This is a genomic window from Neobacillus paridis (genome assembly GCF_016765675.1).
GTDB classification, from domain to species: domain Bacteria; phylum Bacillota; class Bacilli; order Bacillales; family Cytobacillaceae; genus Neobacillus; species Neobacillus paridis.
Map to the genome: position 1 here is coordinate 130,243 of NZ_JAESWB010000247.1, position 16,264 is coordinate 146,506.

Consider the following 16,264-nt stretch of genomic DNA (forward strand, 5'->3'; position numbering starts at 1 on the left):
AAAATTTATCAACTTTTTTAAAAAATAAGTCTTTTAACCTGTTTGTTTCCTTTTGGGATATTGTTAGCACGAAGGTCTAATGAAAAAATAGTGTAGGTAAAAAAATATTAAAAAAGCAATATTCATATTAATTTAACACTTCCATAACAAACCACTTTCCATTAAAATCATAGTAGAAAAAGATTTAAAGGGGGGATGCTGGTTAAATGGATACATTATTTAACTCGTTTCATCCATTTTTCTTCATAATCGCGATAGGCTTAACGATAATGGCTTCATATACGGCATTAGATATGTTCAGGTTAATAAGAACATCTGATCAAAACAAACGGTTACTGTTTCTCGGCGGAACTTTTTCGATGGGGATGGGAATTTGGGTTACTAATTTTATGGGTCTGATTGTTACCAATGCCGGCTTATTTGCCAATTACTATATACCACTTGTGATATTATCCATTTTGATTGGTATTGCTTTTTCAGGAATGGCCTTTATGCCTTTTTTTGGGAGAAAGATTCGTTTTTATCACTTAATGATAGGCAGCTTATTTCTTACACTTGCTGTCATCGCTATCCACATTATCGGAAATTATGCTCTAAATGTGGAAATAGAATACCATGTGTTATTATTTATTGTTTCCAGTTTATTAATCTTCGCTTCTTTTTTGTTTTCTTTATGGATGTTATTTTCCTCAAAAAATTCCCAGGAAAATCAGACATGGTTAAAACCTGTTAGTGCTTTGATTATGTCCGGGACGATTGCCGAAGGTCATATATTATTGAGAAAATCATTGGTGATCATAACTGCAAATGATGTGACGAATGCAACGGTTGTGGACAGTCCTTTCTTTAATTATTTAGTCTTATTTGTTTCGGTTCTTATCATGGGCGGCCTAATTGTCTCAAGTACATTAATAAGCAAGCAGCTTGCTGCCTCCGACACCACTTTGCGGGATATTACAAAAGAAGTAAAGGATATTACGTTTGCCTTAAACCAATCATCGATCGTTGCGATTACGGATGAAAAGGGGAGGATTACTTCTGTAAATAATAAGTTTTGTGAAATCTCTAAGTACAGTGAGGAAGAATTATTGGGGCAGGACCACCGTATTCTGAACTCTGGCTATCATTCTAAAGAATTCTTTAAGGAACTTTGGAGAACGATTGGCCATGGGAAAGTTTGGTATGGTGAAATTTGTAATCGGGCTAAAGATGGAACACTTTATTGGGTGGATACAACCATCGTGCCCTTTTTAAATAAAAATGGAAAGCCGTATCAATATCTCTCGATCCGGACTGATATTACCGAGAGAAAAAAGCAAGAGGAAGTCCTCCATCGCCAAGATAAGCTTGCGGCTGTGGGGCAATTAGCAGCGGGAGTGGCCCATGAAATCCGAAATCCGCTGACATCTATGCGAGGATATGCTGAATTTTTGCAATTAGATGAAAAAGATCCGGAACGCCTGGAGTTCTTAAATATCATTCTTGATGAAATTGAACGAGTTAATACAATTGTTGAAGACTTTTTGGTCTTAGCCAAACCAAAGGCAGTTGAACTGGAAGAAAAAAATATTGTGCCTGTCATTAAAACTGTTATCTCCATGCAGGAATTTGAAGCAATCAAAAAGAATGTCCGACTGCACTTTGACTGTGAGCAAAAAAATATTCTAATAAATTGTGATGAAAATCGGTTAAAACAGGTATTTTTGAATTTTATTAAAAACGCGATTGAAGCGATGCCAAACGGCGGCGATCTCTATGTAAAAGCAATGATTCATGACAACAATGTGCAAATTTCCATTCAAGATACCGGTGTCGGAATTCCAAAGGAGCAATTGAAAAAATTGGGCGAGCCATTTTTCACAACCAAGAAGCAAGGACACGGGTTAGGACTAATGATGAGCTTTAAAATCATCGAAGGTCATCAGGGGAAGGTATTTGTCGAGAGCGAGCTGAACAAAGGAACTACCTTTAATATTCTATTGCCCGCTAAAAAAACCGCCTAAAACGATAAAACGCTTTCGCTGTCATTGCGGAAGCGTTTTTTGGGTGGAAGAACAGGATCTTATAGACTATTGAAGCCAGCTTACCTACGCCATTGAAGAAGAATTATGTTGACAACTATCAAAATTCAAATAATTTAATATCTCAAATGAAAGCTGCAAATGAAGTAATGATTGATAGTCATCGAGACTAAATCCGAGTACTTCTTCAATTTTTTTTAGTCTGTATAGTAGGGAACTTCTTTGTATATGTAGATCATTAGCTGTTTTCGACTGAGATTTTCCATTTTTTAAATATTGATATAATGTATTTGACAGTTCTGGATTAAATTCTGTTAATTGTAATAACGAATGATGACAAAATTTTCTTATGTCTTCGTGCTTCGCACATACATCAATGAGATGATATAATGGAAAATCCATACATCGGAACATAGCCCCAGACAATTTAAACTTTATTCCTAATTCTATAGCTTTTTCTGCTTCAGCATAGCCTTTGTTAATGTCCTTAATATTTGTAAAATTGTTACTGATCCCCGCCAACATATTGAAGTCAGTTAACAACTTTTTTATTTTTGAAAGGGAATCGTTATTAACAGCAGATTCAAAAAGGATGACAATCCTATATTCATAAAGTAAACATATATTACACTTGGTAGAAGCAAGAATTCTTGCTCTTAAATGGGTTAATTTTGAAACATCATTTACATGTGTTGAAGGTTTAACGACCACTAGAAAGTATTCGTTATTCAAAGGAAAATTCAGATAATTAGATAACTTCATAATCTCTTCCTCGGATAGATTCTGGCCGTTCAGTAAGTCGGTACAAAGATATTCATATTTTGTTACGGTATTTAATAAATAGCATTCATTTTTGGACAATTCTAACGATAGGATTTCAGAGAAAAAAATCATTAAATCAGATGTTATATCAGAAAAGTGTTTTTCAATTTCGTAAACATTCAACCAGCCTATCTTTTCATTGCCTACCGAAATAGTATACGATATACAATTGAATATAGCGCCCTCACTTCTGTTGAAATAGACTGGCTTGTCCTTACTAGCGTTATTTTTGGACAAATACTGTTCGATATATTTAGAGTCACCAAAAGTATACCCGTTAGATTGAATTTGTTTGAGATAATAGGAATAGAATTCCTGATTTTTCGTATTGGGCATGTAATTAATTCCTGCAAGAACTTTTAAATTTCGATCAACAATCGAACAAGGGTTTCCTAATAGTGTTGCGATGTTCTCTAATAGAAAATCTAATCCTTTATTCTCTTTCACTATTTCCAAAAGGTGATTGAAAATAGTGGAATAGTAGCAAAAAATATCTTGAAGCATATTAAATAATTCAGTGACTTCCGTTAAATTCTCAAAGATGAATAGATCGGTATATTGGAATCTTTCATCACTATTGCATTCAAGATTTGCATCGTTAATACAGGCGATTTTTTCCGGAATCAATCCATTGTAGCTTGAAATCAGAAAAGACAGATTTGTTATATAGAGAATATCTGGTTCACTCACAATATTGTTTTGAAGAAATCTAACCTCTGTTAAATGGTTAATCTGTGATTCTGCACTAGGAAAATATTGAAAATGAACGCCAGATAGCCTATCAAGTAACATCGGAATGGTTATCCTCAATTTCATCACCTCATTGTTCTATTATACGGTTTCAACTAGAGATAAATCGTGAAGGTTATGTGAAACTTGTAAGCGGTTGTACATTTTGCATAATATCTTTTAACAATTGTACGATGAAATAAGAAAATAGTCCGGGGTAAAATGATTGTGAGAAAATTAAAGCCTTAGCAGGAGAGAAAACGGAATCAATGGAGGTGTTAAGGGAAACCAATTACAAACTCGTCTGTTTCGATGGTGTGGCTCGAATTAAGGCGGGGAGGGAAAGCACATGTCCTGTTTTGTGAAAATGTGAACAAATTGTCGATTTTTTTAATTGAATCAGGGATTGGTTGAAAGGATAAGCAAACAGAATGATCTTACGGTTTCTTAAAGAATAAGAATCATTAACAGATTTCCGTTTCTAGTTTAATCGTTTGAACGGTTGAATCATTTACCTGCTAGCTTTAAAGAATGGGGGAGTTCTAACTCCCATTATTCTCAGCGGAACCACTAAAATGAAATGATAGCACCCTCTTATCGCTTCAGTGGTACCAATAATCAAAATTTACATAACATATTCTTCCGTTATGTAATCACAAGGAGTGAAACAGATGGGAATAAAGCGATTTGCCGGAAACAGACAACTTAACGTCCTTGCCATTGTCGTTTTAATGGCAACTTTGCTTCTCCAAGGATGTTCCGGTTCTGGCGACAATGCAAAATCGAATGGTGAAGGTAATGCGAAAGGCGAGACCATGAGCACCGATGTGGTGGTTGTTGGTTCCGGTGCTACAGGCATGTCTGCCTCGATCCAAGCAAAACAACTCGGTTTAGATGTTATTATGCTTGAGAAAAATGGTAGTCTTGGCGGATCTTCCAATTCTGCTGAAGGCTATGGAGGGATTAATACTAATTTTGCTAAAAAGCAAGGGATTCATTATGATGTAAAGAAAGTTTTTAAAGAAGCACAGGATTTCCATCATTGGGCAACCAATCCAGAGCTATTGATGAAGTATTATCAATCCTCGGGTGAAACAGGAAACTGGTTAGAATCTTTAGGTGTGAAATTTGATATGCTGGCGCCAAATGGAACAAACAAATTTAATACTTGGCACCTGTATCATCGTGATCAACCTACTACAAATTCACTGGTCGCAAGTCTTTCGGATAATGCCAAAAAATTAGGCGTAAAAATAATGCTTGAAACCAGAGGGAAAGAATTGATCATGAAAGATGGTAAAGTAGCGGGCATTAAGGCAGAGAAAAGTGATGGCGGTACTTTATCTATCAAGGCTCCTGTAGTAATATTAGCTACTGGCGGATATGCCAATAATCCTAAAATGATTGAGAAATATGCAAAAATTGACGGTGACGTGGTTGTTGATGTTGGTGTTCCAGGAAGAACTGGAGATGGCATCAATATGGCACTAAAAGTTGGCGCCTCAGATAAACGCCTAAAAGGGACACTTATGAACTTTGGCGCTGCCATGAAAGGACAACCTACTTATGGTCCGATTAATATGGTTGGATGGATGCCTCTTTTGAAAGTAAATCAGGAAGGTTTCCGCTTTGAAGATGAGTCAGTTGTTGAGAGAGACTGGGGCACAGCCGGAAACGCCCAAAAACAGCAAGGATATGTCTATCATATTGTGACAAAAGATACGTTGGACGGCTTTATAAAAAATGGATTTCCAACTTGGACAAATAAAATGCCTAACTTTTATGATGATTTGAATAAAGCTTTGGAAAAGAACAAAGATTCGGTATTTAAAGCAGATACCCTTGAAGAATTAGCGGATAAAATGAAAATTGATAAAGCTAATTTGGAAGCAACTGTAAATAAGTGGAATGAATTTGCCAAAACTGGGGTTGATAAAGACTTTGGATTACCAGCTAAATACTTATATCCAGTTGAAAAAGGCCCATATTATGGCTTTAAATTTGGACTAGGTATTTTTGCAACTACTGATGGATTGGAAGTAACACCGGATGCACAAGTTTTGGATAAAAAAGGAAAAGTTATTCCAGGACTCTACGCCGGTGGCGGCGATGCAGGTGGACTTAATGGTGAAACATATGATGTTAATATCGTGCCAGGTTCTCAACAAGGCTGGGCTGTTAACTCCGGTCGTTTTGCTGCAAAAGATGCCAAGAGATATATAGGGGAAATAAATTAAGAGATTTCAACCATTGTGTTACATGTGATAAATTGGCAAAAAGCATTGTCTTTTTGCCAATTTATCAAAAATGCAATAGGTGGTAGGAAGGAAGTGATTCCTTGTCATGAAGGTCATGCGTAAATTTAAAAAGGGTGATCTTTTTTTCATCTTCTTGATGATTGCACTGCTAATCATCGCAACTCTTTGGCTTTGGAATCAACATGTGCAAAGTGAAAGCAAAGAAAACAAGAGCCTCATTGCGGAAATCAAACGCGATGGAAGGTTAGTTGACAAGATCAACTTGAACAAGCTAAAGAAGCCGAAATATATCAAATTGGAGGATGGCATACATTTAACGGTACTAGCAGAAAAAGGAAGAATTAGAGTTTTAGAGGCAGATTGTCCGAATAAGATTTGTGTAAAAACTGGGTGGCTGACCAAGCCTGGTGATATGGCGATCTGCGTTCCTTCCAACACCACCGTATCGATTAATGTGCCATGAAAATAGCCCAGAGTTTTCTGAAAAAGGGGGGAACCATTGATGAGTAAAAATAGAAAAGATGCGATCATCATCATTTTAGTTACCAATGCTATTTTGATTTCATTTATAGAGTCCTTCTTTCCACTTCCGATTCCTATCCCAGGAGTGAAACTTGGATTAGGGAATATTATTACCATGGTAGGAATCGTTTTCCTTGGATTAAAAGATATCCTTTTAATTGTGGTCGTACGAAGCTTTGTGGTCGCGGTATTAACCCGAGGTGTAACCATGTTGCCATTTAGCTTAAGTGGTGGAATCCTAAGTGCTTTAATAATGTGGGTACTATACAAGAAATTTTCGCAGCTTTTCAGCATTAAGATCATTAGTATTATCGGAGCGATTATCCACAGCACGGCGCAAGTTATGGTGGCATCCATGATGCTTGGACAACTTATTGTATTGTATTATCTCCCTGCTCTTTTCATTACGTCTATCGTGTCCGGATTCATCACCGGAAGAATTGGTGAACTGGTTATCAATGAAATTCGTAATAAAGAGATTTTCACTGCTAAAAAGATCATAGTTTGAAAGCACGGTGTTAGAAATGTCAAATAATTTAACCATCACCAAAGGAACAGCATGCAAAAGTTTACCGCAATGGGAAATGGATGGATTCATCAAGATCATTCAAGCGGTATTGCTTGCCAGTATTCCGTTTCTGCTTAAAAACCCAATCAGTTTTATCCTATTGTTTACCTATTTGCTAGGTGTGACCTTCGTTTCCAGAATTAAACCACGGACCTTGATCACTAGTTCTGTTTCCTATTGTATCGTCTTTTTAATTCCTTTCTTATTCGGCATATTGATGAACCACTTTTTATACATGATTACTGGTGATGATCTATTTGCTGATAATCAAGGAACGCATGAAGTTTATTTAAGGTTGATCAGACTTTTTCTTATTTGGTATATCAGCATCCTCTATTTCAACACCACCCCGATTCAAACGGTGGTAGGTTTATTTGACATGATTCTTAAACCGATAAAATTAATTGGTGTTCCCGTAAGCGATTTTTTAAAAATAGTCATGTATGTTGTTATGGACCTTTCTGTTTGCGGAACTGAAATAAAGGAAAGTCTGGGAGAGAAAATACGGGAAGCAGCAGGTGGATCCGGAAAAAAATTTAAAATTAATATCAAGACAATATCCCAAATCATTGTTTCATTAATCATAAATTCCTTTGATCGACTGGATAAAATTGAAAAACTTATGGGTGAAAACAATGATGAAATATACAAGTATAGTTTCCGGCTAACAAAAAAAGATGGAATTTCAGTTCTTAGCTTTATCCTGTTTGTTGTAACGGTCCTGCTAATTGAAAGAGGATAACTCCTTAGAGAACGTTCGTCCTTTGTCAACGACAATCCCTGTTTATTGCTTAGTTTTAACAGCTAGCCAAATAGTACAATAGGGACGGCAACTGTCCCAAAAGTCAAAACTTACCTCCCCCAATACATAAGTACCTGCGGGGTCAACACTGCCCCGTCCTCCAACCGGATACTAAAATCACATCTTTAATCCCACCCATAAAAAAAGAAATGTAGCATATTAAGGCTTTATTAAGGGAATCTGCCCATATTTGAATTTATATTAAAATGTTCCTCTGTACATTTTCTAATGAGTTGTGAACGAGACTCGACATGCATTTTACTAAATATGTGCTGGTTATGTTTTTTGATGGTTTCTTCGGTAACAAATAAGTTATTACTAATTTCTTTATTACTGTATCCCTTACAAATAAGTTTAATAATTTCAAACTCTCTTTGGGTTAAATGATATTTTCTACAAAAAGTACCTTTAGCGTTCATTTGATACTTGCCTCGGGGATGCGATTGATACATTCGGTGTGTCAAATGGGGAGTTATATAGTTTAAGATAAACGCTTCTTTATCGGTGAAATCCGAATGTCCTTTTGCTCTATATAAACTAGCTTGTCCTAGAAAAATATTATCGTAAATAAAAGTAAGTCCACAGCCATAATACATGCCAAGCGGAAAGAGAATTTTTTGATACATTTCCGTTTTTTCCCGTTCAACAGACGTAGGTATTATATCTGAATCACGTAAAACTACTGAGTTTTGAAGCCAATACACCCAGTTACCAAAATCCCTGTTTTGAAATTTTTTATATTCGTTACACAGGTCGTTAGGATTTCTAACTTTTTGATAAGGGTGCTTAATGAAAATAGGATTGATAAGCTTTTTTTGGTCTTCAGTATTGCTGCCAAGGTAAAAGACAGCACAGTCGAATGGGATAATACCTTCAAGTTTCTTCAAAAAGGACATTCTCATTTCATCATCGCTGGTGAGTATGATATCAGAAATAATCAACCATTCTTCATCTGTTAGTGTGGACAAATCTATCACCTTTCTTTGTGAAAAAAGTCTCCTACAACATATATGGAATTGAATATTTTGAATCATAAAGATATTCTAACATATATTTCCGGAATAATAATTGTCTAATTATTGAAAAGTGAAATATCAAGTGTCTTCGTAATTGATTTAAAACCAATCATAATAATACTTCTGAAAAACCTATTCTACTAAAGTAGTATTTATTATCTTAAAATACACTTTTGTGCAATTTAAGCTATTCACGAAATTTCATATACTGAGTCTAAAGGGGTATGAAGAGCAGAAAATTACGCGTAATTGAATTGAAAACCAAATCTTTTCAGGACTAGGGAGTGTTAATTGGACCGTCGTAAAACAGATCTTTTACAGATAATCGTTGTCATCGGAACTCTTTAAAAAAAGTAAAAAAGATTATGGAGGAGATGTTCTTATGCTATCAAATATTGGTATCCCGGGATTAGTGATCATTTTGGTTTTAGCTCTTATTGTTTTTGGACCGAGCAAGCTTCCTGAATTGGGACGTGCTGTAGGTCAAACGCTAAGTGAATTTAAAAAGTCAGCACAAGAGTTAACCAGCGATACAATAGAAGAAATTAAAGAAGTAAGCAAGGTAGAAAAGAAAAAGTAACTGTTTCTTATAGTTGAAATAAGTTTTTAAATCGGGGTGTTAATTGTGAGCGAAATTAGTAGACGGAAGTTTTTGAAGAACGCTGCGATTGGTGCAGTAGGTATGGCATCCATCAGTCTCTTGGGTGGATGTGCTGATGATAAGGACACAAAAGATAAAAAAGCAAATAAAGTCACCCATAACCCGGTCCGTACAGAAAAGTGTGATTTAGTCGTAGTGGGCAGCGGTACGGCTGGTTTATGTGCAGCCGTTCGTGCGGCTGAATTAGGTGCTTCTGTCATTCTACTTGAGAAACTGCCGGCACTTGGCGGTACCTCCGCATTAACAGAAGGAATCGGAGGGCTTAACTCTTACATGAACAAAAAAATGGGCAAAGGCGGCAAGCCTTTTGATGTTAATGAAGCTCTTCAGAGAAGTCAGGAGTATTCCCATTGGGCTGCAGATTCCAAAACTTATGAGAGATTTATAAGCGAAAGTGGCAAGACGATCGACTGGCTTCATTTCCAATGTGGTGTTCAGTTCCTAACGGCAGATGTTACTGCCCCGACATCCTATCCTTCTTGGCATTTAGGGGCTGTAGACGGTAAATTCGCTTATGTTGGCAAAGCTGTTCACAAGCCACTTATTGACTATGGTAAGAAGCATGGACTTAAAACTAGAGTATCAAATCCGGCAACAGGACTTATTGTTGAAAACGGAACCGTCAAGGGTGTCTATGTACAGGATAAGGAGAAAAAACAAGAATACGCTATTAGAGCGAAGAATGTTGTCCTTGCTACCGGTGGATATGCTAACAATAAAGAGATGTTCAAGCGATTCACTTATCGTGACTCAGATACGGTATGGAACTATGGTTTACACGAAGGCCGGGATGGGGATGGAATTAAATGGGCAGAAGAGATAGATGGAGTTCTTCATTATCCAGGTACAGTCATGTATGCCTATCCCCAGGTTGTCGGTAATAAGGTCTTTGGCGGTGCAGTTCCATTTTTATTCGCCATGCAGCCAATTCTCCGCGTCAACGAACGGGGTGAACGATTCTACAATGAAGCGAATGGCGGGGACTTTACCATTACCAGCAATGCGATGAAAGCTCAACAAAGAGTTTTCTCTATACTTGATCAATCATTATTGGAATATATTCATGATAAAGCAGTTATGGTCGGTTTCGCTGACGCAGTACCCACAGGTAAACCAATGCGTGACGCCTATAAAGCCGTTGACGAGGGAATTAAAAATCGTCAAGTACATAAGTTTGACACTGTGGGACAATTAGCGAAATTTATCGGTTGTGAGGTCAAAAGACTCCAGGAAACGCTTGATAAATATAATAAGGCGTGCGCCATTGGTAAAGATGAAGAGTTTGGTATGCCAGCATCGTTCCTACATCCTATGAAAAGGGCTCCATTCTACATCGCCGAACTTCAGTTGGCTATGTACACCACTATAGGCGGTCTTCATGTCGATGAATATTTACGAGTTATCAACACCAAAGGAGAGCCAATATCCGGGCTGTTTGCACTGGGAAACGATGCAAGTTCGATCTACGGTACCGATTACGATGTCGGCATCTTGTCTGGATCTCAGCAGGGCTGGTGTGCGACGGGTGGGCGACTCGTTGCAGAATATGTAACTGGCAAGGCTTAAGCTCCTTCAAACCTTGAAGATATATATCGAAAATTACATAATTTTGTAAACTAAATTCGCTTACCCTAAAGACCAGTTTGTGAGAAGGGTTTTGTCAGTTGCAGCAATTTGATCTTCACCAGTCCAGCAGAGTGAAAACGAAATATTTAAACTGCCAGGACCCGGCTCTCAATCAAGGGAGCTGGGTCTATTAAACAAATTGTATCCATGACTTTGAATCATGACACGGAAGTCGGCCCCAACAGGTTAAGTGATTGTACAATTTGTAAGAAAAACTTCTTACACCTGTACGATGAAACATCAACATCGGAAGGGATAAAATTAATGTAGTAAAAGAATCTATCATCGAACGAGTGAGGAAGAAAGTGAAATCATGATCTAGAACGGGCAGCATATGGGGTCCCTCAGAATGATTAGATCCAGCTGAAAAAAAAACGAAGAGGCTGAAACTGCAGGGGAAAGGATAATCATCAGAAAAGTTAATGGTGGAGGTAGTGTTTATGAAAAAAATAGTGATTCTGGTAAAAAGAAAAGAAAATTTTTCACCTTAAAAAATATCCTCATCATGGTTGGTGTGTTCATTGTCCTTGGATTTGGAACTGGAGCGGGTGTGTTAAAAGCAAGTGAGAAACCATCATTTTGCGCTATTTGCCATAATATGGACAAATATTATGATTCTTATAGGGATGAAGGGCTCCTTGCAAATAAACATGCCAAAGCAGGTGTTACCTGCCACGACTGCCACCAGGAAGGCATTTCTAAAAAAATGGAAGAGGGTGTAAAATACGTAACCGGGGATTATGAAACTCCTCTTAAAAAACGTGACTTTGGGACCCGTGATTTTTGTCTGAAATGTCATGATTTTGATAAAGTCAAGAAAAAAACGGCTTTCGATGAATCAAATCCACATGATAATCACAATGGAAAACAGAATTGCAACGTATGTCATAATATGCATCAGAAATCTAAGGCAATGTGTGAAGAGTGTCATTCCTTTAAATGGATGGATGACCTTGATGAAAGTTGGAAAAAGTAGTTGAGTTCCATTAAGTCGCGCGGTTTTAGTTAGGGGCGAAATCATGGTTGCAGCAAAAGAAATCTATCGAATTATTTCTTCCATGAAAACCGGACTCTGTTTGCTCGTATTAATCGGATTAGTATCAGCTGTCGGCAGTATGGTTTTTCCAGGTGGTTTTTTTAATACCTTTGTATTTAAACTTCTTTTGCTATTGTTACTGCTAAATATGATGCTTTGCACGATCAATAGGGTAGTATTTTTTAAGAAATCAAATTTTTTTAAAAGGAAGATTGGAAAAGGATTAATCCGTCAGATAGGTGTCCTTCTTCTTCACTCGGGAATTGTCTTAATCTTAATTGGTGGTGTGGTTTATAGTTTCTATGGTCAGAGTGAACAAATTGAAATTTTATCTGGAGAGACGACTAATTTGGCCTATGCTATGGTAATGGATAAACCCATTTCATTAAAATTAAATGATTTTAAAATTGAGACTAATCATGATGGTACACCATCTCAGTATTATTCGGATTTATCCGTCATCGAGGGCGGAAAAACTCAGCGAAAACAAGTAATTAGTGTGAATCATCCGCTTAAATATAAGCATATCAAAGCTTACCAAGATAGTTATGGATACGCTGTCAGATCAAGGGCTGTAACCAATACGGACAATGGGCAGGAACAGTTATTATATGAAGGAGAGTCTTTGACTATCCCAGGTTCGAAACGGACGGTTAAGATATACCGGTATTTTCCTGATTTTGATCCGACAAAAGGAATGGCCCAAAACTCTATGAAACAGGGCGATGCCCGGGTTGTCTATTCCGTATATGAGAATAAAAAATTGTTGGGTGTGGGTGCTGCAAAGTTTGGCAGTAAAATCGAAATTGACGACCATAAATATGTAGTATTTGATGGAGTTGAACCCTTTACAGTACTGAAAGTGAAATCAGATCCGGGATTAATATTTGTGCTCATCGGGTCATTAATGTTCATGCTGGGGGTATCCATGGCGCTCATTTATATGCCAGCTCGAAAAAAACAAAATCAGCTTCAGCAAAATACAGCAGTCGTGTGAAAGGGATAGTTCACGATTAGATAGAAAGGAAGATTCACCATTGGCAATTTTTATTCAAATTATCGTATACGCATCACTGATTCTTTATATCGCAGCTTCTGTCCTGTACTTTGCTGGCTATCGTTCTGAGAAAAATGGAATGCTAAAGGCAGCTTCAGCTATAGCCATTGTTGGCTGTATTATCAATTTTCTTGCCTTGATCATACGAACGATCCTTTCTGGTAGACTTCCGTTGAGCAGTGGCTATGAATTTATTCTGAGCTTCGCGTTTTTAACCAGTTTACTTTACCTTATTTTTGAGTGGAAAAACAAAGCAAAAAATGCCGGTGGTATTGTAATGATCATTGCAGCACTATTAATCTTAGCTGTAATCATCATTGCTGGCGGACAATTGGATGAGGTCAGCCCACTCATGCCAGCACTTAAAAGTCCATGGTTAACGGTTCATGTGTTAACAGCGGCACTGGCATATGCCAGTTTTGCGCTGGCTGCAGGATTGGCGATCATCCAAATTAGAAAAATAAAACAGGGCAATACGGCACAGGATAGTAAAATTTATCGCGTTGTAGCCATTGGGTTTATGCTGTTGTCATTTTCCATTATATTGGGCGCAATCTGGGCAGAGCAAGCCTGGGGAGCCTACTGGACTTGGGATCCTAAAGAAGTCTGGGCCCTTGTCACCTGGATTATTTATGCAATCTATTTGCATCTTCACCGAAGAAAAACATGGCGTGGTGCAAGAGCATGCTGGATGGTGATTGCAGGTTTTATTATTGTCTTATTTACCTTTTTTGGCGTCAATTTTCTCTTTTCAGGAATGCATAGTTATGCAGATAGTATTGATCCGCTCTTTCATATGAATGAGCAGTTTTTGTAAGACCCCCTTCTATAGAAGTTTATCTTCTAAGCTAGGCTCAAATCCTGGTAACAGCGATTTGGGCTTTTTTTACTATGGAATAACTTCGCTCTGTTCACCTTACCATTCTCTTAATGTCAAGGTTGAATTCCTTTTAGCAAGACAATGGATTTTTTACTTTTAAAAAGAAAAATTTTTAAAAAATTTTAATAAAAATGAAGGCGAAATTCATAGGAAATAGATTAATATTATAATATAGGTAAAAATGTAACAAGGGAGGTAATATTATGGGAGAACCTAACTTTGTCAAAACGATTTGCGGCTACTGCGGAACTGGCTGCGGATTAATTCTGGAAGTCCAGGACAATAAAATCATCAAGATCCGCGGTGATAAGGAAGCCCCGGTAAACAAAGGGCAGACATGTGTAAAAGGGGCCTTTGCCTATGAATATGTCCATGCCCAAAACCGGTTGACAACCCCGCTCATTAAAAAAGCAGGTAAGCTGGTTGAAACCACTTGGGAAGAAGCTTATCGCTTTATTGCCGATAACCTATCAAGAATAAAATCTGACTGGGGCCCCAATGCCATCAGCATGTTTGCTTGTGCAAGAAGCACAAATGAATCTAATTATGTTACCCAAAAATTTATGAGAGCCGTCATCGGCAGCAATAATATTGACGGCTGTAACCGAACGTGACATGCTCCCAGCGTTGCCGGTCTGGCAACTATCTTTGGAAGCGGTTTTCCGACCAATACACTTGAAGATTTTGAACGGGCTGAAGTTCTGCTGCTAATGGGTTCCAACACCACCGAAGCACATCCGATTATTGCCAATCGGATGAAAAAGGCAGCTAAATCCGGGCTAAAAATAATCGTGATTGATCCGCGAAGAATTGATATGGTCAAAGTGGCTCATCGTCACCTGCAAATTAATGTCGGGACTGATATTGCTTTGATCAATGCCTTTATCCGGGTGATATTGACCGAGGGACTATATGATGCAAAATTTATTGATCAAGTTACCATTGATTTTGAAAAGCTAGCGCGTCAGGTGGAACCATTTACCCCGGAATACGCAGCAGCGATTACCGGGGTGTCGGCTGAGGATATCGTAACAACAGCGAGAGAATACGCAACGTCGAGCGGTTCGATGATTGCCTATACACTGGGAATTACCGAGCATCATTGCGGTGTTAATAATGTCTTTGATATTGCTAATCTTGCGCTGCTAACTGGCAATATTGGCAAACCAGGAACCGGGATTATGCCGCTTCGGGGACAAAATAATGTCCAGGGTGCAGGAGATATGGGCTGCCTGCCTAACCAGCTTGCAGGGGCAATGAGTTTGGCCAATGACGAATTCCGTGCCCGCTATGAAAAAGAGTGGAATGTTACCCTTAATCCGATTGCAGGCGACACACAAACACGGACATTTGACCGAATTGAAATGGGTGATCTGAAGGCGTTATACATTATCGGCGAAAATCCCCTGCTCGCTGATGTGAATATGAATCATACGAAAACACTATTTAAAAAACTCGATTTATTAATAGTCCAGGATATTTTTTTAACGGAAACAGCAAAGCTGGCCGATGTTGTTCTTCCTGCCCGTTCGTGGGGTGAAGTAGATGGAACTTATACGAATACTGACAGGCGAATCCAACGGGTTCGAAAAGCAGTGAAACCTCATCCTAGCACGAAGGAGGATTGGGAAATCCTTTGTGAGCTTGCCACAATGATGGGTTATCCAATGCAGTATCAAAATAGTGAGGAAATTTGGAATGAAGTAAGAAAGCTTGCCTGGGAGATGTATGGCGGTATTTCTTATGAACGGCTTGATCGGGAATACAGCATCCATTATCCATGCCCGGATGAAAATCATCCTGGAACCTTCATCATGCACGAACGTTTTCATCAAGATAAAGAAACAAAGAAGGCACCGTTTGTACCGGTTGATTATACACCGCCAATGGAGTTGCCTGATGAGGAATTTCCATTTATCCTGACAACCGGAAGACGCTACGAATCATATAATACTCATACACAAACCCGGCATTATGCGACAGGTGTTAAGATTAAGCAAAAGGAAGAGACGGTTGATATTCATCCCGAAGATGCTGTTGCCTTAGGAATTGCAGACGGAGAAGTGGTTCAAGTACGCTCCCGCAGAGGTGAACTGCAGGTCAAAGCCAAGATTACCGAACAAGTAGTCCCTGGGTTAGTGTTCATGAGCTTCCATTGGCACGAAACGCCAACAAATGTGTTAACCCTAAATGAGTATGACCCGATTTCCGGTACCGCCGAATATAAAGCATGTGCCGTCACCATTGAACGGTTAGTCAATTAATG

Annotated in this window: 13 protein-coding genes and 1 pseudogene; 12 read left to right on the plus strand and 2 right to left on the minus strand. The window is 38.2% G+C overall.

From position 1 onward, the window contains the following. The first annotated feature begins 206 nt into the window (after positions 1-206). Positions 207-2,003 (plus strand): ATP-binding protein, encoded by a 1,797-nt coding sequence (locus tag JK635_RS17195; protein WP_202655185.1) that lies wholly within the window; start codon positions 207-209, stop codon positions 2,001-2,003. An 84-nt stretch (positions 2,004-2,087) separates the two neighbouring features. Here the strand turns inward: JK635_RS17195 and JK635_RS17200 are convergent, their stop codons facing one another. Continuing rightward, a complete protein-coding gene (locus JK635_RS17200; protein ID WP_202655186.1) occupies positions 2,088-3,653 on the minus strand; it encodes a PucR family transcriptional regulator in 1,566 nt (521 codons plus the stop codon). 590 nt (positions 3,654-4,243) lie between these two features. On the opposite strand from JK635_RS17200, the gene JK635_RS17205 reads away from it, so the two are divergent. The 4 genes from JK635_RS17205 to JK635_RS17220 all read left to right on the plus strand — a co-directional run bounded on the left by JK635_RS17205 (position 4,244) and on the right by JK635_RS17220 (position 7,662). Beyond that, complete coding sequence (locus JK635_RS17205; RefSeq protein ID WP_202655187.1) at positions 4,244-5,809, plus strand: FAD-dependent oxidoreductase; 1,566 nt, start codon at positions 4,244-4,246, stop codon at positions 5,807-5,809. Positions 5,810-5,924: 115 nt separating this feature from the next. Beyond that, positions 5,925-6,293: a NusG domain II-containing protein gene (locus tag JK635_RS17210; RefSeq protein WP_202655188.1), complete on the plus strand. Its 369-nt coding sequence runs from the start codon at positions 5,925-5,927 to the stop codon at positions 6,291-6,293. 39 nt (positions 6,294-6,332) lie between these two features. After that, positions 6,333-6,860, plus strand: coding sequence for a Gx transporter family protein (locus JK635_RS17215; RefSeq protein WP_202655189.1), 528 nt, complete (start codon positions 6,333-6,335; stop codon positions 6,858-6,860). 16 nt (positions 6,861-6,876) lie between these two features. Then, positions 6,877-7,662, plus strand: a complete 786-nt coding sequence (locus tag JK635_RS17220; protein WP_202655190.1) for an energy-coupling factor transporter transmembrane component T family protein — start codon at positions 6,877-6,879, stop codon at positions 7,660-7,662. Between the two features lie 230 nt (positions 7,663-7,892). Here JK635_RS17220 and JK635_RS17225 read toward each other — a convergent pair whose 3' ends face one another. After that, positions 7,893-8,690, minus strand: coding sequence for a response regulator transcription factor (locus JK635_RS17225; RefSeq protein ID WP_202655191.1), 798 nt, complete (start codon positions 8,688-8,690; stop codon positions 7,893-7,895). Positions 8,691-9,120: 430 nt separating this feature from the next. On the opposite strand from JK635_RS17225, the gene JK635_RS17230 reads away from it, so the two are divergent. From JK635_RS17230 to fdhF, 7 genes and pseudogenes are all read left to right on the plus strand, one after another. Beyond that, positions 9,121-9,318: a twin-arginine translocase TatA/TatE family subunit gene (locus JK635_RS17230; protein WP_202655192.1), complete on the plus strand. Its 198-nt coding sequence runs from the start codon at positions 9,121-9,123 to the stop codon at positions 9,316-9,318. Between the two features lie 45 nt (positions 9,319-9,363). Further along, entirely contained in the window at positions 9,364-10,965 is a 1,602-nt protein-coding gene (locus JK635_RS17235; protein ID WP_202655193.1) for an FAD-dependent oxidoreductase, read from the plus strand. Positions 10,966-11,527: 562 nt separating this feature from the next. After that, positions 11,528-12,001: a cytochrome c3 family protein gene (locus JK635_RS17240; RefSeq protein WP_498043879.1), complete on the plus strand. Its 474-nt coding sequence runs from the start codon at positions 11,528-11,530 to the stop codon at positions 11,999-12,001. Between the two features lie 43 nt (positions 12,002-12,044). Beyond that, positions 12,045-13,058: a cytochrome c biogenesis ResB family protein gene (locus tag JK635_RS17245; protein ID WP_202655195.1), complete on the plus strand. Its 1,014-nt coding sequence runs from the start codon at positions 12,045-12,047 to the stop codon at positions 13,056-13,058. A 40-nt stretch (positions 13,059-13,098) separates the two neighbouring features. After that, the gene (gene ccsA, locus JK635_RS17250) at positions 13,099-13,935 is read left to right on the plus strand and encodes a cytochrome c biogenesis protein CcsA (RefSeq protein ID WP_202655196.1); all 837 of its coding nucleotides are present in this window, start codon (positions 13,099-13,101) and stop codon (positions 13,933-13,935) included. Positions 13,936-14,201: 266 nt separating this feature from the next. Further along, positions 14,202-14,360, plus strand: a pseudogene (locus tag JK635_RS25795) (hypothetical protein); the annotation flags it as partial. 24 nt (positions 14,361-14,384) lie between these two features. After that, positions 14,385-16,262, plus strand: coding sequence for a formate dehydrogenase subunit alpha (gene fdhF / locus JK635_RS25800; RefSeq protein ID WP_368857106.1), 1,878 nt, complete (start codon positions 14,385-14,387; stop codon positions 16,260-16,262). Positions 16,263-16,264: the final 2 nt, after the last annotated feature.